Source organism: Sulfuracidifex metallicus DSM 6482 = JCM 9184, assembly GCA_032834875.1.
In the GTDB taxonomy this organism is placed as follows: domain Archaea; phylum Thermoproteota; class Thermoprotei_A; order Sulfolobales; family Sulfolobaceae; genus Sulfuracidifex; species Sulfuracidifex metallicus.
In genome coordinates this window covers 1,839,907-1,859,623 of the sequence record CP135238.1, presented here as the reverse complement: position 1 = coordinate 1,859,623, position 19,717 = coordinate 1,839,907, and the positions used below count along the sequence as shown (strand labels likewise).

General features: G+C 39.5%; 14 protein-coding genes. 8 read left to right on the top strand and 6 right to left on the bottom strand.

Annotated elements, in window-relative coordinates; genetic code table 11:
• Positions 1 to 76 precede the first annotated feature (76 nt).
• Complete coding sequence (locus RQ359_RS10090) at positions 77 to 679, bottom strand: hypothetical protein (protein WP_156016576.1); 603 nt, start codon at positions 677 to 679, stop codon at positions 77 to 79.
• Positions 680 to 1,001: 322 nt separating this feature from the next.
• Entirely contained in the window at positions 1,002 to 1,910 is a 909-nt protein-coding gene (locus RQ359_RS10085; RefSeq protein WP_054838900.1) for a lactate/malate dehydrogenase family protein, read from the bottom strand.
• 74 nt (positions 1,911 to 1,984) lie between these two features.
• On the opposite strand from RQ359_RS10085, the gene RQ359_RS10080 reads away from it, so the two are divergent.
• The 6 genes from RQ359_RS10080 (at position 1,985) to RQ359_RS10055 (ending at position 11,759) form a co-directional block, all read left to right on the top strand.
• Positions 1,985 to 3,241, top strand: a complete 1,257-nt coding sequence (locus tag RQ359_RS10080; protein WP_054838901.1) for an MmgE/PrpD family protein — start codon at positions 1,985 to 1,987, stop codon at positions 3,239 to 3,241.
• A complete protein-coding gene (gene prpB / locus RQ359_RS10075; RefSeq protein WP_054838902.1) occupies positions 3,219 to 4,064 on the top strand; it encodes a methylisocitrate lyase in 846 nt (281 codons plus the stop codon). Before RQ359_RS10080 ends, prpB begins: the two co-directional genes overlap by 23 nt.
• Before the next feature lie 24 nt (positions 4,065 to 4,088).
• A complete protein-coding gene (locus tag RQ359_RS10070; protein ID WP_054838903.1) occupies positions 4,089 to 4,520 on the top strand; it encodes a CBS domain-containing protein in 432 nt (143 codons plus the stop codon).
• Positions 4,520 to 5,656, top strand: coding sequence for a citrate synthase (gene gltA / locus RQ359_RS10065; RefSeq protein ID WP_054838904.1), 1,137 nt, complete (start codon positions 4,520 to 4,522; stop codon positions 5,654 to 5,656). The genes RQ359_RS10070 and gltA overlap by 1 nt, the downstream gene beginning before the upstream one ends.
• A gap of 419 nt (positions 5,657 to 6,075) precedes the next feature.
• The gene (locus RQ359_RS10060) at positions 6,076 to 9,888 is read left to right on the top strand and encodes a S53 family peptidase (RefSeq protein WP_054838905.1); all 3,813 of its coding nucleotides are present in this window, start codon (positions 6,076 to 6,078) and stop codon (positions 9,886 to 9,888) included.
• Positions 9,885 to 11,759, top strand: coding sequence for a peptide-N4-asparagine amidase (locus RQ359_RS10055; RefSeq protein ID WP_054838906.1), 1,875 nt, complete (start codon positions 9,885 to 9,887; stop codon positions 11,757 to 11,759). Before RQ359_RS10060 ends, RQ359_RS10055 begins: the two co-directional genes overlap by 4 nt.
• A 219-nt stretch (positions 11,760 to 11,978) precedes the next feature.
• On the opposite strand, the gene RQ359_RS10050 is transcribed toward RQ359_RS10055, so the two are convergent.
• The gene (locus RQ359_RS10050; RefSeq protein ID WP_054838907.1) at positions 11,979 to 13,631 is read right to left on the bottom strand and encodes a thiamine pyrophosphate-dependent enzyme; all 1,653 of its coding nucleotides are present in this window, start codon (positions 13,629 to 13,631) and stop codon (positions 11,979 to 11,981) included.
• Between the two features lie 145 nt (positions 13,632 to 13,776).
• Between RQ359_RS10050 and RQ359_RS10045 the strand changes: the two genes are divergently transcribed.
• A complete protein-coding gene (locus RQ359_RS10045; protein ID WP_156016578.1) occupies positions 13,777 to 14,673 on the top strand; it encodes a DUF973 family protein in 897 nt (298 codons plus the stop codon).
• A gap of 145 nt (positions 14,674 to 14,818) precedes the next feature.
• Positions 14,819 to 17,476, top strand: a complete 2,658-nt coding sequence (locus tag RQ359_RS10040) for a hypothetical protein (protein WP_156016580.1) — start codon at positions 14,819 to 14,821, stop codon at positions 17,474 to 17,476.
• A 183-nt stretch (positions 17,477 to 17,659) separates the two neighbouring features.
• Here RQ359_RS10040 and RQ359_RS10035 read toward each other — a convergent pair whose 3' ends face one another.
• Genes RQ359_RS10035 through RQ359_RS10025 form a run of 3 tightly spaced genes read right to left on the bottom strand, consistent with a single transcriptional unit; the run spans position 17,660 to position 19,717 of the window.
• Positions 17,660 to 18,022, bottom strand: coding sequence for a DsrE family protein (locus RQ359_RS10035; RefSeq protein ID WP_156016582.1), 363 nt, complete (start codon positions 18,020 to 18,022; stop codon positions 17,660 to 17,662).
• A complete protein-coding gene (locus RQ359_RS10030; RefSeq protein WP_240900060.1) occupies positions 18,015 to 18,482 on the bottom strand; it encodes a hypothetical protein in 468 nt (155 codons plus the stop codon). Before RQ359_RS10030 ends, RQ359_RS10035 begins: the two co-directional genes overlap by 8 nt.
• Positions 18,483 to 18,484: 2 nt before the next feature.
• The gene (locus RQ359_RS10025; RefSeq protein ID WP_156016585.1) at positions 18,485 to 19,717 is read right to left on the bottom strand and encodes a YeeE/YedE thiosulfate transporter family protein; all 1,233 of its coding nucleotides are present in this window, start codon (positions 19,715 to 19,717) and stop codon (positions 18,485 to 18,487) included.

Genomic DNA, 19,717 nt, shown 5'->3' with positions numbered 1-19,717 from the left:
AATTAGATTTTCATATAAGTCGAGTTAGACTTGCCAGAGTCTTAAGTTTGCACAAAAACGATATGCTTTATTTATTTTACTTTGTGATCAGGTCAACCTCAACGTCTACAGAAGATAGGAACTCCCTGACTTTTTCGTGCTTTAAAACGGACAGATCTAATTTTTCCATAGTCTTTTGAGCCTTCTTACTAAGTTCCTCGAATTTGCTCCATATTCCTTTCTCCTTTAGGTATTTCTTGTGAGAAATTAGGAGTCTCAAGTCGTTCATGAAGTCTATTTTATCTAAGTTTTCCTCATATTTCCCTTCCATTATCTTGATCTCGTTTTCAATATTCCTTAACTCCGTTGCATATTTATCCTTTGTAATTCCCCTGATCCTCTGTAGTTCATCCTTTATTAGTTCCCTCTTTGCGTAAAGGAAATTCAACTTCTTCTCTAGTTTTTCGTTCTCCAAAACTACGTCGGCTATCTCCTTGTTCAAATCGTCTTCCTTTATTGAATCTAAGTCAATATTTTTCATATTTCTGCACATTATATAGAAGAGGGATAGGAAAGTTAATTCTGCAACCAACTCAGGTGTTATTGGTACTCCAGTTACTGTTGATGCTGTTGCAACTATGTTCTGTGGTATTCCCATAGAATTATAAATCTCATCTAATATTTCATTATGTCTCTCCATAGTTGATCATCTCTTTCCTCTCAACTCTTTAAATAATACATGTCCTCTGTTTTTACCCTTAACTGTTTTGTAACCTTCATCTTCGAGCCACTTTAACGCTATCGTTTAGCTCTGAGCCTTCCTCTTCAATTAGCTTTTGAACTAAAAACACAACAGTTTAGTATCTTCTCTTGGTTTTTTCCTTTATATTGGTGACTTCGCACTTCCAATTAAATCTAAAGCTATTGAAACGGAAGAAAGGAAAAGGGAAATTATAAAGATAGGAAGAAATTAAAAAAGGAAAAAATTTAGATAAAAGCCTGAAAATTTCTCGTCTTTTCCCTTACACCACGATCTGTAATTTTCCTAAGCTTTCTTTGTAAAAGGTATAGAAGTCCTTAGTAGCAGATATTAAGTGCCATCTATCCTTCTCGTCCAGGAGAGACTCCAATGATGGACCAATCTTGCTTCCAACTACGACGGGTTCGCTTATGTGAACTATCTCATCTTCGAAGTAATGGGGGAAAGCTATTGACATAACCTTATTCTCATTAAGTACAATACTTCTGACTATCTCCTCTATAATGGTGCCAGGTCCCCAAGTTGTTCCTCCCATTACCTTTATTATATCCCCTGGGATATCCTTCACATATTTTTCTACTTCCTCCTTGTTAACCTTGTCTCTCACTGGCTCGTCCTTAATAGACACCGTGCTCCACAAAACCACCGCGTCGTCTCCGTGTTCTCCTCCTACATAACCACCAACGTAATTTACTGGTACTTTCAATACCTTAGCTATGTAAGACCTCAATCTCATAGTTTCGACTTGATCTCCGGTGCTTATAGTGTATTTTCCAGATAGTTTCATAAATATTGAAGCCATCATATCAACCGGATTGCTTACCATAATGTAAATTGCGTCGTTCCTCTTTGGAAGTTCTCTAGCCAGTCCCGCTATTATTTTGGCATTTTCCACGAATAAATTTCTCCTGTCCATTCCGGGCTTTCTAGGCTTTCCCGCAGTAATGACTATTACATCACAGGATGACACGTCTTCTAAGGAGTTGGTTCCCATAACTTCTGTCCTAAGCCTTCTGGAGGCAAGTGCGTGCCTAAGCTCATGCTCGAACTTCTGGGGGAGGTCGGGGATTATATCGTAAAGTATTGCCTCGTCCGTATACCCTCCCATCAAAACGTTGAATGCGATCGTTTGTCCTATCTTTCCAGTTCCTATGAATCCTATCGTAGTCATTTTGAGTCACATATATATTATTGTAGTTTACTTTTTTAAGTTTTGCGTATTAATTTTATAATGGTAAAAAAGAAATGAATGATCCCTTATTAGATATGATAGTACAGCATTATGAGTCCTATTCTCTCAAGGACGAGGATGCACTAAAACTACATTTGTTAGATGCCATGGCAACAGGATTCGCTGCTAGAAACAAGGCTCCAAAGATAAGGGGAATTGATGGAGAAGTTCCCTCATTGGAAGGGAAAAACTCCCTGGACTCAGCTGCCTTCGTTAATACCTTTCTCATCAGATATCTAGATTTTAACGATACTTTCCTTGGCCTCGAACCCCTCCATCCAAGTGATATGATAGGAGGTCTTTTGGCTCTCGGATATGCCAGAGACTTAACAGGAGAGGACCTTCTAAGGGCAATGGGATTGGGATATGACGTGAGCGTAGCGTTGTGTAGAACTACCTCGTTAAGAAGGAAGGGGTTCGATCATGTGAACTTTCTAGGTATAGGTTCAACAGTAGCTTTGGCTTCCATGTTATCTTTAAGTCATGAGAAACTAAGAAACGCAATATCCTTGACAGTAGTTCCTCATGTGGCACTCAGGGAAAGCAGATCCGGAACGCTTACCCATTGGAAGGCAGGGGCAGCGGCAGAAGCTGTAAGGAACTCCCTTTTCGCCACATTGCTAGCTGAATCTGGAATCGAAGGTCCACCACTACCTTTCTACGGTAAATACGGTTTCGTAAGCGTCGTTGCTAACGACATGAAATTGGAGGAATTTAGACCAGACAGGGAGGTTATCAATGTGGCATTAAAGGAGTTTCCAGTTGAGTATCATGCCCAAGCAGCTGTGGAGGCTTCCCTCAAGGTCAATACTGAGGGAGAAATAAAGGAGGTTTTGGTTGAAACCTATGATGCTGCTATATCCATATTAGCAGATAAAGAGAAGTGGAACCCAACCAACAGGGAGACTGCAGATCACAGTCTACCCTTTATTGTGTCATACTCAATTCTCGAAAAGAACTTTTGGCTGGACAGTTATTCTCACATTCTAGATCAAGGAGTAAGAGACGTCATGGGGAAGGTTAAGGTTAAGGAGGTTCCTGAGTTCACGTCTATGTATCCAAGGAAACTACCGGTGAGGATAAACGTAGTCTCACGTATAAATGACTCATCATATGTGGATGTTCCTAAAGGTTACCCAGGAAATCCCATGACGTGGCACGACGTAGAGATGAAGGCGATAAGGCTGGGGCTTCCGGAAAGCGTTATCAACATGTTGAGCCATATTGAGGATGTGAAGGTGAAAGAAATTGTTATGGAACTTTCAAGATAACTTTGTGATAGCTCCAGGGGTGTTTAATCCGTTTTCAGCTCTTCTGGCGAAGAGGGCAAATTTCAAGGCTATTTACTTGTCAGGCGGAGGTCTAACCTCTTCCCTTGGGCTTCCTGATTTGGGCGTAATAACTTTGGACGAAATAACGTGGATGTTGAGGAGAATAACTGACGTAGTTAACTTGCCGATCATAGTAGATGCTGACACGGGCTTCGGCGAGGCTTTGAACGTGTATAGAGCTGTGAAAGTACTTGAGAAGGCTGGAGCCACGGCTATTCATATAGAGGATCAGGTGATGCCTAAAAAATGCGGTCATCTCCAAGGTAAGGAAGTGATATCAACTAAGGAAATGATAGCCAAGATAAAGGCCGCCCTGATGGCAAGGAAAGAATTAATGATAATAGCAAGAATAGACTCAAGGGGAGTAATGGGATTACGCGACGCAATAGAAAGGGGAAAGGCCTATGTTGATGCTGGGGCAGACGTCATTTTTCCGGAAGCTTTAGAGAGCAAGGAAGAGTTCTTACAATTCAGGAAAGAAATTGGAAGCGATGTTAAGTTAATGGCTAACATGACTGAGTTCGGGAAGACACCCCTAATCACTGCAGAGGAATTCAAGTCTATGGGTTACAACGTCGTTATCTTCCCCGTTACGGCGTTCAGGGTAGCTGCAAAGGCTATGGAGGAAGCATACAACGCTATCGCCAAAGATGGATCTCAAAGAAGCCTCATGGGTAAGATGATGACTAGAAGGGAGCAATACGACGTAATAAACTATGACTTCTATGAAGACCTAGATAGTTCCATGGCGAAAGGTTTATAGTTTAGTTTTCAGAAAATTATAGTTATGATGCAAGAGAAAATTAAAAAATTAATCGCGAAACCCGTAGTTACCGTTACCAGAAAGATGACCGTTTTAGACACGGTTAAGTTGATGGCATCTCAAGGAATTGGATCAGCACTAGTTGTAGACGATGATGGAAAACCTGTAGGTATATTTACTGAAAGGGATCTTCTCATGTCCGTTGCAAGAGGAGATTCACTAAATACTGCCGTGGAGAAGATATGCACAATGGGCAACCTGATCACAGTAGGCGAGGACGATCCAATCGGTAAGGCGGCGGAGTTAATGCATGAACATAATATTAGACACTTAATAGTTACAAACAAGGAAGGTAAACCGGTTGGGGTTATTTCAATTAGGGACATAATTAACGAGAAACACTTACTATCTGCAATCTCATCGAAGCCAGACGACGAATGGGTGGGGGGTGATTAATGCAGGTAAGCAGAGGTCTTGAGGATGTAATTATCAAGACTACATCGCTTACCTTCATTGACGGAGAGAAAGGAATTCTACGTTATCGTGGATACGACATACAAGATCTCGTGAAAGCGTCTTATGAAGAATTAATTTACCTAATGCTTTATGGAGAATTACCTAACAAGGAGGAACTTGAGAAAGTTAAGGGAATTATAAACGAATCGTACGAGGTTCCTGAGAGCGTCATTAACGTTCTATTTTCCTTGGGAAGGTCATGTGATCCGCTGGGTATGATGGAGACCGCTTTCGGTGCTATGGCTTCTATCTATGATCCTAAGTGGGATAGAAACACCGACAAGGAAACTGCTCTAAAGATTATCGCAAAGGCTTCTACAATTACTTGCAACATTATGAGGTCAAAGGAAGGTCTTAAGCCGAGGACTCCAGAGCCGTCGGAGAGTTACGCAAAGAGTTTTCTAAGATCAACCTTTGATAGGGAACCTAGGGCGGACGAGATAAGGGCTATGAATGCAAGCCTAATCCTCTATACAGATCATGAAGTTCCAGCTTCTACCACAGCAGGTCTAGTTACTGCATCCACACTTTCAGACATGTATTCATGTATAGTTTCAGCTTTATCAGCACTTAAGGGTCCATTGCATGGAGGCGCAGCTGAAGGTGCGTTCAAGCAATTTCAGGAAATTGGTTCCCCAGACAAGGTGGAGGAATGGTTCTCAGAAACCATGAAGGAAAAGAAGAGGATCATGGGATTCGGGCATAGGGTCTACAAGACCTACGATCCTAGGGCTAGAATATTTAAGGAGTTAGCTGACTCTCTCTCCTCCAAGAATCCCAAGGCTAGGGAGTATTACGTGATAGCTTCGAAGCTGGAGGAGGTAGGCCTGAGGGAGCTGCATGAAAGGAAATTATATCCTAATACTGATTTCTATTCAGGAATAGTATTTTATTCTATCGGCTTTCCAGTTTATATGTTCACCCCATTATTCGCTCTTGCGAGGATGTTAGGATGGACCTCCCACTTTATAGAGTACGTGGAGGAACAACATAGACTGATAAGACCTAGAGCTGCATACGTCGGTCCTGATAGAAGAGCTTTTAAGCCAATTGAGGAGAGGTCTAAGAAAGTATAACTTATAGAAAATAATATTGATACTATAGTAATATTAAAATCTTATTTAGAGATTTAAGAAATTAAAGAGATGTAAGTTACATGTTAGATGTATGTATTCTCTCTTCATTTTTATTTTCTTTTTTACTTCTCTTTTATAATTTTGTATTTAAAATTAATGATTTTTATAATCATTTTATTTTTTAAAAATTTTCATTTTTAATTATTTGTGTCCAAACTTATATTTCGATTTTCATTCTGCTAACAGAATACACATCATAAGGTTATCTTTTTAATAAATAATTTATCTTAAAATATCTAAAGTTATACAAAATTTTATAAATGAGGTTATAACTATTAAGTAGTTCCTTTTAATAAAATAAATAGTATAGATTTGCTCTCCTCAAAATACTTAAATATTTTAAGCGTATGGTAATTTCTATGTATAAATATCTAGGGATTCTCATAGGTTCCCTATTCATTCTAAGCCTAGGGCAAATAGGAATAGCATATTCGATACCTCAAACCGGCTACATAGGGCCCACGTTACAAGGAACGACGATGAAACCACTTCCATCAAATCAAGAAGTATGTATCTTCATTATGATACCACCAAAGAATATGAATTTGCTATATTTTATTGCACAGGAAGTACACAACGGACAAATCCATCCTCTTTCTAAATCTCAAGAAATATCGATGTTCGGAAACGTGGAGAAGGAGAAGGAGGTAGTTTCTTTTTTAAAGAAGGAGGGATTTAACGTTACCTTCTCCTCACCCTTCTCAGTTACTGCCATTGGAAGGACATATCTGATTAATCAAGCGTTCGAAACGAGTCTATTTACATATTATTACAATGGTGAAGAATATTATAAACCATCAACCATGCCAGTCATACCTAAACAACTTAGGGGAACTCTCGTAAGTCTCACTAACTTTACTGACTTCTCCCCTCAATACATCAGTATACCTCAAACAGGAGGAGTTTTGTCTCCATCTCAGATACCAGGAACCCAGTTTTCCGCAGTAATGTATACTCCTCAAGAACTACAGGGAGCCTATAATGTCACCGGTCCTGAAGGTAAAAATGTAACAGTGGTTATACTAGATGCGTATGGAGACCCAGAGATAAGGCAGGACGTTGCTGCGTTCGATAGGATGTTCAACCTTCCACCCGTTAACCTAACCATAACTCCTGTTGGTCCTTATCATCCTTTGTTGGGACTCTTGACCGGTTGGTACGAGGAAGTTGCACTTGACGTTGAGGCAGTGCACTCCATAGCACCTTACGCTAAGATAGATTTAGTTGTTGCATCAAATGCCGGTCCAGCTCTTTATCAAGCAATAGACTACATAGTGAGCGAAGATCTGGGACAAGTGGTCGATATGAGCTTCGGATTACCTGAAAACTTAATTACAGCAACTGGATTTTATTATTACTATCAAGGACAACCTCAAATTAATTATCCATGGGTAGATTATTACTTTGCACTGGGAGCCTCGGAGGGAATTTCCTTCTTTGCGGCATCTGGAGATGAGGGAGCTTATGGGGGTACTCCAACCTATTACGGCGGAGTATCATTCCCGTCTACTTCGCCTTTCGTAACATCTGTAGGAGGTACCTCACTGTTCGTTAACATAACCTCTGGGGAACTTGGAATGCCCGGTTCTAACGCAACGTATGGATATGAAACTGCGTGGAGTGTAGAACCTCAGTACGAACAACCATCAGTTAGCACAATATCCTCAGACGGAGGTTATAGTACGCTTTTTCCCGCTCCTTGGTATCAAATTCCAGTTATCCATTCAAAAGTTAGGACTACTCCTGATGTATCAGCAGACGCCAACCCTTACACTGGAATGGAGATCGTAGTAACTGGAGAAAATACAGTTATAGGAGGAACAAGTTTAGCTGCACAGCTCTGGGGAGGTTTCGCAGCTGACGTAATATCCTATGTTGGACACCCGATAGGACTGTTCAACCCTTATCTTTACGAGATATATAATAACAAGACTCAATACGAAATGGCGTTTCACCCAGTTACGATTGGTTTCAACGGAGAATATGAAGCCAATTCGTCCTATAACTTGGTAACAGGGATAGGGTCTCCAAACGTAGGAGAGCTTGAGGTAATCATGAAGCAACTTGTGAACCAGCCTTCACTTAAGATATCCATTTCAACGTTTCAAAGCGGTACTAAATATCCTTGGTATCAATATTCCACTAATTTCACAGTTGTGGCTTCAATATCCTTACCAAACTCCTCAATAATTACATCCGGCACATTCAGTGCGTACGTCTATACTACGCAGGGGTTTCTAATGAGTATACCGCTTCACTTTAACGGTTCCTATTGGGTTGGAGAAATACACGTAAGTAAGGGAGATCCGCCAAACGTATGGAGCTTAATGGTAAACGGAACGATAGATGGCGTGAAAGGAGTAGCCTTCACTGACGTTGACGTAGGAGATGGAATTAACGTGCTAACGCCGGAAGCTAATATAGGTATAAGCTCTCCTTTCACTTATCAAGTGTGCATATATCAACCAAATGGATCTCCTGTTAAGGTAAATTCTTCAACTTCTCATTTCATTCAGAACGGGAAGGACGTCTTTAATGTCACGTTATTACCAACAAGTACGCCAGGATTATATCAAGGCGAAGGAGAGGTAATTCCGCCAAATCCAGAAGGAGTTTACATTGTGATAACTAACAGCAGTGAATTTAACGTTTACTCATGGGAAGTTGTGGGAGGTTTCATATACGGGTTAGTTTTAATGCCAGTTAATGACGGAGCCGGGTCCATTAATCCAGGGGAGAACTTCACTGTATTAGCGACCTCTTATGATAAATTAGGCTTAGGTTTCTTCACTGGTAATAGCACTGTTTACATTTACAACATGCAAGGTAAGCTTGTATATTCAAAGGAAATGGTTCCAGCCCCAGCTGTTACCCAATTCTTCCGGTATAACTTGTTAAGTTACGACGAGGCTAACATAACCCTGCCAAGCAATTTCACGCAAGGGTTCTATAAGCTCATTGTATCCTCGGAGATAAACACCTCTGTGGGGATGTGTCTTCAGAACTTCACCACTGGGTTCTACGTCGGTTCAAATCAAGGAGAGGGACAAGCTAAAGTAGCAAGTGAAGTATACCAAGGACAGAACGTGACAGTTTACGCAGACATAACCTATGCCAATGGAACACCCATAACGGATGGAGAATTCGTAGCTACACTCATACCAGAGCAATCGATATACGATTCAATCATTCAGGAATTTAACTATGGTGTTCCAATGCAATACAATTCAACTATCCACGAATGGGAGGCAAAAATCCAAGTTCCCTCAATATATTCTAGGGAGGGACTATATTCTGCCTCGGGACCTGCGATAGTGGAAATATCAGGGACATCAGCTCTAGGTAATAATCTAGTGATCAACTCCTCCACCTTCGTGATGCCCTACACCTTCATGAAGGGTAACGTGACGTCTCCAGAAGAATTTACATCAATATACTCTCCTTCTCTATCTATAGATAACACCTCAGCTAAGGTAAGTAGTTCAGTACTAAATAAGATCGTGGTAAATCACGGAACCTTAGTTATATCTTCGTCTCAGGTTAGATGCGTAGAGGCTATTGACTCAAACGTAACAATAGAGGGAAGCAACGTAGGAAATAGCTATACCGCATTTCTCCTTAGGAACTCCAACTTGACTCTAGTTAACGTAGATCTACATAATGTACACTACGCGTTCAACATTTCAAACTCTACTGTGAACGAGATAGGCGTGTCGTCATATAATATTACATCAATATCTACCTTGCCGACTCCTACAGTTACATCCATTTCGCCCATTAACGTGACTACCAACTCTACCACGATAACAGTCAAGGTAAGCGGAGAAAACCTCAAAGTAGTTCAGCTTACGGTGAACGGAGAGAATGTAACCCACTTTACGGTACAGAGATCTTCCTCTGGTTTAACCCTACAGATACCTTTCAGCAACTTGCCAGGAGGGCTTTACAGTTATCAGTTGAAGGTATTCGACGGATTGCCTTATACGCTGTCTTTTAACGTTTACAATTCATATCCTCAAGTCGAAGAGGCTGGATTGACCCACGCACTTTCTCAAGCTAAGAGTTCCATAATCTCCTTGTCCACTTATCTTGATATAGCATATATAATAGCCATAATAGGCGTAATTCTAGGTTTGAGTTCCTTGTTAATGTCCAGGCGGGTGAGAAAATGAAAGGGAGATCATTATTTATAGTTTCAATTTTTATTATATCAGTTCTAACTTTAATGCCTGCCATAGGAAGCTCAGCATTTAACGTTACGGCCCACCAGAACTTGTTAGTTGCTCCTAGGTACTTCAACATAACCTCGCCTTCCTCCTACTTCAACCAAGATCCATATTTCTACTCCTTTGAGGCTTACCACGCTAACATTACCGGAAAACCCGAGGTAATTAACATAGGAACTAACGTACTCTTTAACGATACCGGACTCTCTCCCATAGCTAGAACAGTTAACATACCACAAGGAAACTATTCCATGGAGATATTGAACGTGAGCATTAGAGAATTTAACGGAACCCAATATGACAGACAAGTTTACATATTCGCTGATGGAGTTCCGATATTCTGGGGATCCACTCAGGAGATCCATAACTCAACTGCTGAGGCTATTGTAACTCCTTTCGAGAACCTATTGAAAGGAAACGTTACCTTCGACCTAGTAATAGAGAACTTCTACGACGCAAAGGTTAACATAACCGGGCTATACGAAATGAACGTGTCCCTCTTGCTGTATCCAGGAAGTGTTCCCTATCAACTTCCCAATGAATTCATACCGTTGTTTATCAACGATTCAGGGTACAATTACTCCTATGTAGTATTGAACCCCATTAAGGACTCAGTTTCGTCCAACGTGTCTATACCTATGGGAACTTACAAAGCTCAGCTTTTACTGTATGAGGAAGGAGGAGGCTTAGACGAGTTTTGGTACGCCAACGAACCAGCAACTAGGCAGATCTTAGTTTATTATAATGGATACCTGGCTGGAGATGTCAATCCGTTTGAGACAATTTACACTGGAGGAATTGACTTATTCTATTGGAAGCCAGTTACTTCAGCAGATACTTTGTCTTATCACTCTCCTTACTTTATAGACTTGACTCCAATGTTGACTATTTCTCATAACGCAAATATTACGTTTAAAGTTACTAACTTGAAGACGGCCCTTCAGCTTACTGGCTCTACAGCTTATGACTGGGACCTCTCTGGAGTGCTAATGTTGTGGGTAAACCAAAGTAATCCAATGATTGGAGGAAAATTAATCAGCTACACTGGAGACTTCATAGATTCATCGCCTATATTCATCTCTGGATATACGCCAAGTTCATGCTATTACCTTGAGGGCGGACACTTCCTGATAAATTATAGCTCAGTGTTGATATTCAATCATGGGAAAGAGATCGCGTCAACGCAGCAAGAAGGGAAGTTCACTGCCAGACAAACTTTCAATTCTGTATATCAGTACGTATACTTAGATGAGGAGTTCCAGGAGAGTGTAAAGGATGAGGGAATTTACAACTATACTCTAAAAGTAGAGGGCAATTATCCTTTATCTATGTACTCCGATGCTGTAGCTATTCCGTTGACTCCAACCTCTAAGATCCCATACAATTTATCTTACGTTCAAAACGGATCATTGACGTTGTCCCCAACCTTCCAAGAGAGATACACCTTCAACAACGACTCAGGTTATTGTACCCTTCACGAGAATGTGAACAGTCTTGGTGGATTCTCGGGAATAATTGAGGTAATAAATAAATATGGTGGAAGCGTGCTAGTGTCTTTAACGTCAAATAATGCAGTAACATCAAAAACCTTGAACCTAACCTTCGTTCAAAACGATAGAGGTTTCACTGAAAACTTCTATGCCCAGGGAATACAGAACAGCACGGTTAACATTAGCGGATACTATTCTCACATCTCTGAGAAGTATTCTTACATTGGAGACCCATCTATCTATGAGACCTTCAGTATAATTAAGGGAATATACCATATGATATATGGAATCGAAATTAAATTCCTAAAGTTAATTTTACACATATAAACGGAGGAAGAGATAAAGTAAGGAAAGTAAGCTCTTTTCCCTTTTCACATTATATTTATTTTATTTTACCTTATATCTAAGTTTTCTGTCTATCTATATTAACTGGTCTGATTTTATCCTTCCGTTTTATCTTATTTTTATCTAAACGTGAAAGCTCTCAAGATGACGCGGAATGGAAGAAAAATAAAGGAAAAATATATCCTCCTTCTATTATTACCATCATAATTTCTCTAGCCTCTCCCTGAAAATGGAGATTACGTATTTTTCGGCCTGAGAGAAGGTCAACTTAGGCGGCATAGGTCTCTCGTTCGGGTCAACAACCGCCTCAAGGAGAGCTGGCTCCTTCAGGTTAAGAAATTTCTCTACTACGCTCTCGCTTTCATCGAAGTCGCTCATCCTCATTCCAACGAATCCCATTGCATCTGACAACTTCATGAAGTCTGGATTCCACAAGTCGACTCCCCACTCAGGATATCCCATTACCTCTTGTTCGAACTTTATCATGCCTAGTTTTGAATTGTTATAAACTATGATCTTTATCGGTAGATTGTACTTCCTTGCAGTGATCATCTCCATCATTGTCATTGCAAATCCTCCATCACCTACGAAGGCTATTACTTGTTTTCCCGTTGCAAGTGAAGCTCCAACTGCGGAAGGAATTCCGACCCCCATTGAACCGAGCCAAGGAGAGAAGATGAAGGTCTGTTTTCCGCTGGCTCTAAAATGCCTAGCCGTCCACATTGTAACATTACCTACGTCAGTTACTATGACTGCATCCTTTTCGCATCTCTGAGAAATTAGGCGTGCAACCCTCTGGGGTTTAAGGGGAGATGAGCGTTCATTTTCTTGTTTCTCGAGATCCTTCAACCAGTCCTCCTTAATTTCTTTCATCTTATGATAATATTTCTCTTCTTTTTCTTTCACCTTTTCCCTAATCTTAAGGAATGACCTTACTGGAACGGGAAATTTTACGTTAGGATGAATTCTTTTTCCCATGTTGGAAGGATCAATGTCAACTTGAATTACCTTTATGTCCTTAGGAAAGAAATTCACATAAGGGAAAGAAGTACCTAACATTATGAGAAGATCAGTATGGTCGATAGCCTCCATTGACGGCTTAGATCCAAGAAGACCTAATCCTCCCATAACCTTGGGATCATCGTCAGGAAGCACACCTTTTCCATTTAAAGCGTAGATTACCGGTGATCCAATTTTCTCGGCGAACTGGTTTATTTCAGTTGAGGCTCCTCTGCTACCTCCTCCAATTAGGATCGCTGGCTTCTTAGCCTCATTAATCATGTTTACAACATCAGTGAAGTCTATAATGTAGTCCATCTCAGGGGTCTTTGTCTCCTCAGCCTTGTGGTAATCTGTGCTCATCCTGAGCACGTTAACTGGTAGGTTTAGATGTGCAACCCCCTTCTTGGTTACGGCTTCCCTTATTGCTCTCCTAATAAGATATTCGGCATTCTTAGGATCTATCACCATTTCATTGAACACTGAAACGTCGTCCATGAGCTTCAGTAGGTTCACTTCCTGGAAGTAATCGTGACCCAACATGTCAGTTTCAACTTGTCCCGTTAATGCTATCAATGGTATATGATCCATCTTTGCATCATAAAGTCCGTTGATTAGATGTATTGATCCAGGTCCTGAAGTGCCCATGCAAACCGCAGGCTTTCCCGTTATCTTCGCTTCAGCTCCAGCCGCAAAAGCCGCACCCTCTTCATGTCTAACCTGAATATACTTTATCCTCTTCGATTGTCTAATTGCATCTACGAAAGGATCTATAGAATCCCCTGGAACTCCGTAAACTCTCTCTATTCCGTTCTCTTCAAGGACCTTTGCTATTACTTCTGCAACGGATGTCATGTTAAATACTTATCATTGAGAACTTTTAATCGCATTTTATAAAAAATTCTTAAAATTTAAACCCTATATTTTTTATATAAAAAACTCTATTTCGAAGTTACAACTTAAGGTAAGAATTTTATCTAACTTTTGCAGATATATTCATATGGACTTTGAAATGAAAAAAGGTTTGAATAATCTTAAGACTGGTTCATTGCTTTCTGGAGTAGGACTATTACTATTTGAAATACTGTCGAGACTATTTGTATTTCTGGGCTTTGTTGGGATAGCATTAGGTTTCGTTGGATTATATTACCTACTTAATGGCTTCGGATCCATGAACAGAGTTGGCTTACGAACGTCTGGAAGAACGGGAGTATACTTGATAACTGCGGGTCTCGTTATCTTGCTTATTTCGTCGATTCTAATTTTAGTTTTTTTAGGTAGATTAATATTAAGTGGAGTAGTTCCTTCGCCTCTATCCTTAAGAGCTTTAAGGGGAGAAATAGGAGTATTAGCAGGTTTCGGATTTTTATCGCTAATATCGTTAATTCTTCTTTTGGTGGGAGGAATACTTACTGGTATAGCGTTCTACAATCTAGGGAATAGAATAAATAACGACGTTATCAGAGTCGGAGGTATATTCGTTGCTATTCCTTTCTTAGAGTTCATAGGATATTTCCTTACATGGTTAGGAATAAACGAAAATGTCATTACGTCGTTCAACAGTTATAACAATTATCAACAGTATCAACCCAATTACGTTCAAAACCAAGTGGGATTTGTTCCATATCAAATAGGAGTGGGAACTATAAATTCTATGGGACAAGCCTTCTTTACTCTATTTTCTCAAGCTCCCATTCAGATAAGGGAAGCACATCTCATGGACGGCAGCATTATTATATCTACTTCTACTTCTATTATTCCACTTCAACTATCACCAGGTAACAATAATGTCTCCATAATTTTTACGGCATTTCAAGGCAACCCCGGAAGGACTTATATGATTAGGCTTTTCTTCATGAATGGAAGTTTCGCAGAAGTTGCAGTTAAATTCATATAATTCGAAAGTTTTACTATAGTAACTTTTAATTTAATAAATAATAATAATAATCTAGGAAAGGGCAATTACTAAGTAAAATTATTTAAATTATTTTAACTAGTTTCTTTCGACAGACTTTATTAGCTAAACAGTTTTTTTCTTCCGTGTGCTAGAGGGAAAATCTTACTTTGACTTGAAGAGAATTCTTGCCATTTTAATAGGAACGGACTTAATAGGTCTTAGTGTATTCTTTTATGGAAACGCGGGGACCTATAAGTTAGCCGGCATGGTCAAATTAGCTGGCTCCACATACCCAATTTATTGGTATTATGTTCACGGACCAATAGTATTAACGTCTATAGGCATATTTTCTTTAGGCATCTTGATAATTACGCTCTCTAGGTTAAAAGTTAACTTACAGAAGATTCTTCCTTTCATGGTTTTATCAGCTTTAGTTTCTGTCATAATAGTGACAAGGGTATTCTATTTAGGTGTAGCTCCAATTGAAGTCATGTTACCGTTACCAGCAAAAACTGATGAGTACGTAATTCAAACCTTTTCGGCATGGGAAATAGTTCATGGAATAAATCCTTACACGGTAAACCTTCATAACTATATGCTCTCAGTTTTACCTCCTCAGCAATATACCCTAATATATGGAAGCAATGCTCCGCCATATACCCTTAATAAGGTAGTAGGATTCGTTGATTTCTTCGATTATCTTCCTCAAGCAGCTCTATTTTACGTTCCTGCAGTCTTGTTAGGTATGTCTGGCGTAGTCTGGAATGCGTTAGTTTACTCTAGCGGTCTTTTCCTTTCGTTTAGGAGAATGAAAGGAAACTCAAAATATATCTTTCCAGCTGTTATAGCTGGCTCAATGTTCATTTTCCTGGAACCTGCAGTGATGCCCGTACCATCTGCAGGATGGATAGTTCCATTATTAATAGCGGTCTCCTATCCTGACTACCCGCTTCTGGCTGGAGCAATGTTGGGATGGGCTTCTACGTTCAAGATCTATGTACTACCGTTTTCGTTGTTTTACCTCATAGAGGCAAAAAAGATGGGATATAACGTCTCGAAAATGATTTACGGTGCAATTTCCACGGCAGTGTTTCCTACGATTCCTTTCCTAATAAGCGATCCTAAAGCAATGATAAAGGACGTGATGGCACCGTTGACCCTGAACCTAAGACCCCTAGATGGTGGTCCAGGTATCACAAGTCTTCAGTTTTTGGGAATATTCATTCCTAAGGACGTACAAACTGCTATATTGGTTACTGTATTGATAGCAGGGCTATTACTTTCTATTTCCCGTAAGTTAGGATTCGTTTCCTTCATAATTCCTTCAATAGCATTCTTCTGGTGGTATAGACCAGAGCCACAGTACTTCATGTATTTTCCTTTCATAGCCTTAATTGCAGTGATGACTGGCTTCTTCGGCGAGGTTAATATAAACGAGACTAGATCTGAGCTATGGATGTTTTCTTCCTTTAGCATTGGACTCGCTGGACTTTCAATACTTTTCCTAGCACAATATGCTTTCATGACTCCTAACGTTAATTCTCTTTTGCTTTTCTTGTCAATATTGACAGTCTTATTTATAATTCCTTTATCATTGCTAATTGAAAGATCAACTAGGTTCATAGATAGAATTAGGGAGAGGTTTTTACAATGGGGAGTATTATTTTTCACAACTGTAGGAATGCTCGGAATATCCTTAGCAATCTCAGCGTACTTTTTAAACGGTCTTTGGTACATAGTGATGGGACATAACTACGAAAGTGACGCGTACTTATTAATGTCATTAGCCTCACAAGCTATCTCTCAAGGCCAGAATCCATATCTTTTCAATTTCTTCCATCAGATGATATCTGATCCAAATTTTGGAAAGCTTTTCCTAGCCTTCAAGTATTCAAATACTCCTATGGATCCGTCATCTTTGAAACCTACTCCGGTGTTTACCCCGTACTATGATCCATCAGGACCTTACTTTGACCTGGGAGTAAAGGTTAATTACGTTACTTTCTATGATTACCCTCCAGGTTTAGCAATAGTTTTAGCACCTGCACATCTGCTTAATATTCCCATAAGTTTTTGGGAATCAATTATGTACTCAGTGTCAATTGTAGCCTTGTTTATTTCTATTCATGATGAGAAGATGATGCTTTACACAGCAGTCGCTTTGCTTTCAGGTATCTTCATTTCCTTCTTTGGCGAGGCCTTTTCAAGCGATATAACACCTTGGGTATCAATAATTGTTCTTGCAATAGCTTTAAGGAGGATTCCCATCTTAGCCGGAACTTTAAGCGGAGTTGCAGCTGTAATGATGCCTGAGGCTACAGTTCTGATTCCTTTTATTTGGATTTTAATATATTTTGAGATGGATAATACATATTTCAAGAAATTCCTCTTCTCTTCTATTACTGCCGGTTCAATTATAACGTTGCCTTTCCTAGTACTTTATCCTAAGACACTGCAAATGATGCTATTTCCAATAATTTTCAAGTTACCCGTAGACGGCGTTAGCTTTTCTTCTATATTGACGGTCTATCTTTTTCACTCGCAATGGCCAATATCATCGATAGAACTCCTACCTTACATAGTGTTCATCTTATCTTTGATAATTTCCCTTCTTATCTATTATAGGTTGAGGGAAGGAATATTACTATTTCCAATGTTTGTTATAATGACTTTCACTAGAGCCAATTTGGAATATATGGTATTCTATCCTTTATTGGCACTATTTGCTTGGGCAACAGTATCAGCCAGAGAACCAAAGCATGTTAAGAAGTTAATATCTATAAATAAGTTGAGATTAAAGTAAATTACACATACAGTTTTCATATAGGTATAATCATTTTTAAAAAATATTTTTGATTATAATCTATAATCTAGCTAATTGTGAAGAAAATGTGGAAAAAACCACTATTCCTATTATTACTACTAATATATCTAAATGAAATGAGAAGTTTTTAAAATAAAAACTGCGAAGGAAAGTTAGGCTTTATTAAAAAACAAGTATTGACTTGGAGTTGGAGCTCTTGAAGGCAAATTCTGAGACTCCGCTTACCTTAACTTTAGGCATCAGATCCTCCTCCTTAATTCCTTTAACTCTCATTCCGAATTCACAAGCTGCTATCTCTAAACTCTCTTCACCTAACTCTATTAGGCTGTTAAGGTAGTAAGAAAGGGGTTTAGCGTTATTTAGAAGCATTTTTTCGTTTTCCTTTGTTAAGCTTTTTAAAGCATCCATCGTGAAGAACATATAAACTTCGCTACCTCCTGAGACATATCCAATAGCAGTTATTATTCCCATGTATAATTTTTCCAAATCTCCTGAAACCATGAAGAATGAAAACTTTTCACCCATTTTCCTTCACCCTTATAAACTTTACAAGTGCATACCAAAACCACATGAGAAAGACTATTACAATCGAATAACCTATTATTCTTAAATCCATAGGAGTTATCCCACGGAATAAATAGAAAAACGTATCAAATTCAACAGCTAAAACTACTGGCATTATCACGTCTATTCCTCCAAATGTCCAAGTTTCACCGTTAAGTCCTTGAACTATCTTTACTAGATTATACCAAAATACAGTAAGACCTGCAAACACTAGGAAGTAACATATCCAGAGGGTTGCGGTTAAATATCCTTGTAACTGCTCTGGTACTACATAAACTGCGTAGTCGCCGTGGGCTATGGCTAACTCATTTGAGGCAGTTAAATATATAAAGCTGAACTTGTACCACGCCACCGCAAACAAGGAAAGCACTATAGGAGCAAGTAACCTTCTAACATATACAGGGTTTACATTTAGAGACATTTTTATAACCTCTCCTGAACTTTTACCGCTAAATAGACTCCTCCCAACATGCCAAATATGAATATTATTCCGTCGTAGCCTATCTGCGCGAAGTTAGTCCACATTAGTCCTACGTTGCATCCTAGTGCCATTCTGACACCTATTCCAACTAGAATTCCTCCAACGAAGCCTATAAATAATCTCTTCTTTTCCTTTGGTATCCTTATTTTGAAGTCTCCACTTAAGTATGAGGAGAAGAACGCTCCCACACAAAGCATCACTACCATTAAGGTGCTGGTATCAACTATTGGGAGAGAGTCGTTAAACCATGGAGTAGTAAGAAACAAGTGCTGCCCAAAAAGGAACAAAATATATTCAAAGAATCTTCCCCCATCGGACGACGTAATTACCAAATAGTTAAAAGTATATCCCGCACCTATTACGAAAACTAGCAACATATCTAAAGCTAGAATTACCGTAGTAAGGTTAGTTCCGTAAGGTTTCTTCAAAAATAATAAGTCCTTCGCCTCTTTCCCTATTTCCATTCTCTTTATTGAAGTAGGAACAGGAGATCCCATAGCTTTTATCTTCGGAATGGATGGCATCATTCCCTTTGACATGGAACTCATCATCTTCCACTTCTTTTTTGTTCTAATCTGTAAATAAATTCCTAATCCTATTAGAGGAATCGAGTAGATAAGTGTTGTTATCATGACCGACAAGTTAGAAACATTATGGAATATAAGGTAGGGTAGATACTCCACGTATCCTCCTGACGTTGTGGAGAAAATTCCATTCTCCATTGTGTAGAGCTGGAAAGGCCATATAGCTATGGCGAAAATATACGTTCCTATCATCATGCCAAAGAGCTCTATCCAGTTTTGCACGTATCCAGAAGCTGCCCTATACAACATAGATAAATTGCACCCTCCAGCCAGAGCAGCTCCGAAGCCGAATATTATAGATCCAACGAGGATGTACCATCCTCCGAAGTAATTGAAGTAATATTGATCGCTAGCGGGAATAAGTCCTATCCCTACCAGCAACCCTGCACCTAAGGCTGATAAACCGAAGAGCAGAAGAAGTGCGCCGAACCTCTCATAACTTCTTACCGTAAAAACCGAAGTCATTGCGTTGACGAAGCAATAGTTACCTCTCTGTGCTGACCAGCCTAAAATGAATCCTGAAAGTGCGAAAACTCCAAAAACAATGGGCCAGCCGTAAGAAAAAACCGGCTCTAGCACCATAGGTGGCAA

Bases quoted from the DNA above. Each gene is read 5' to 3' on its own strand.
- RQ359_RS10090 (WP_156016576.1), bottom strand. From the start codon at position 679: ATGGAGAGACATAATGAAATATTAGATGAGATTTATAATTCTATGGGA.
- RQ359_RS10085 (WP_054838900.1), bottom strand. From the start codon at position 1,910: ATGACTACGATAGGATTCATAGGAACTGGAAAGATAGGACAAACGATC.
- RQ359_RS10080 (WP_054838901.1), top strand. From the start codon at position 1,985: ATGAATGATCCCTTATTAGATATGATAGTACAGCATTATGAGTCCTAT.
- RQ359_RS10070 (WP_054838903.1), top strand. From the start codon at position 4,089: ATGATGCAAGAGAAAATTAAAAAATTAATCGCGAAACCCGTAGTTACC.
- gltA (WP_054838904.1), top strand. From the start codon at position 4,520: ATGCAGGTAAGCAGAGGTCTTGAGGATGTAATTATCAAGACTACATCG.
- RQ359_RS10060 (WP_054838905.1), top strand. From the start codon at position 6,076: ATGTATAAATATCTAGGGATTCTCATAGGTTCCCTATTCATTCTAAGC.
- RQ359_RS10055 (WP_054838906.1), top strand. From the start codon at position 9,885: ATGAAAGGGAGATCATTATTTATAGTTTCAATTTTTATTATATCAGTT.
- RQ359_RS10050 (WP_054838907.1), bottom strand. From the start codon at position 13,631: ATGACATCCGTTGCAGAAGTAATAGCAAAGGTCCTTGAAGAGAACGGA.
- RQ359_RS10045 (WP_156016578.1), top strand. From the start codon at position 13,777: ATGGACTTTGAAATGAAAAAAGGTTTGAATAATCTTAAGACTGGTTCA.
- RQ359_RS10035 (WP_156016582.1), bottom strand. From the start codon at position 18,022: ATGGGTGAAAAGTTTTCATTCTTCATGGTTTCAGGAGATTTGGAAAAA.
- RQ359_RS10030 (WP_240900060.1), bottom strand. From the start codon at position 18,482: ATGTCTCTAAATGTAAACCCTGTATATGTTAGAAGGTTACTTGCTCCT.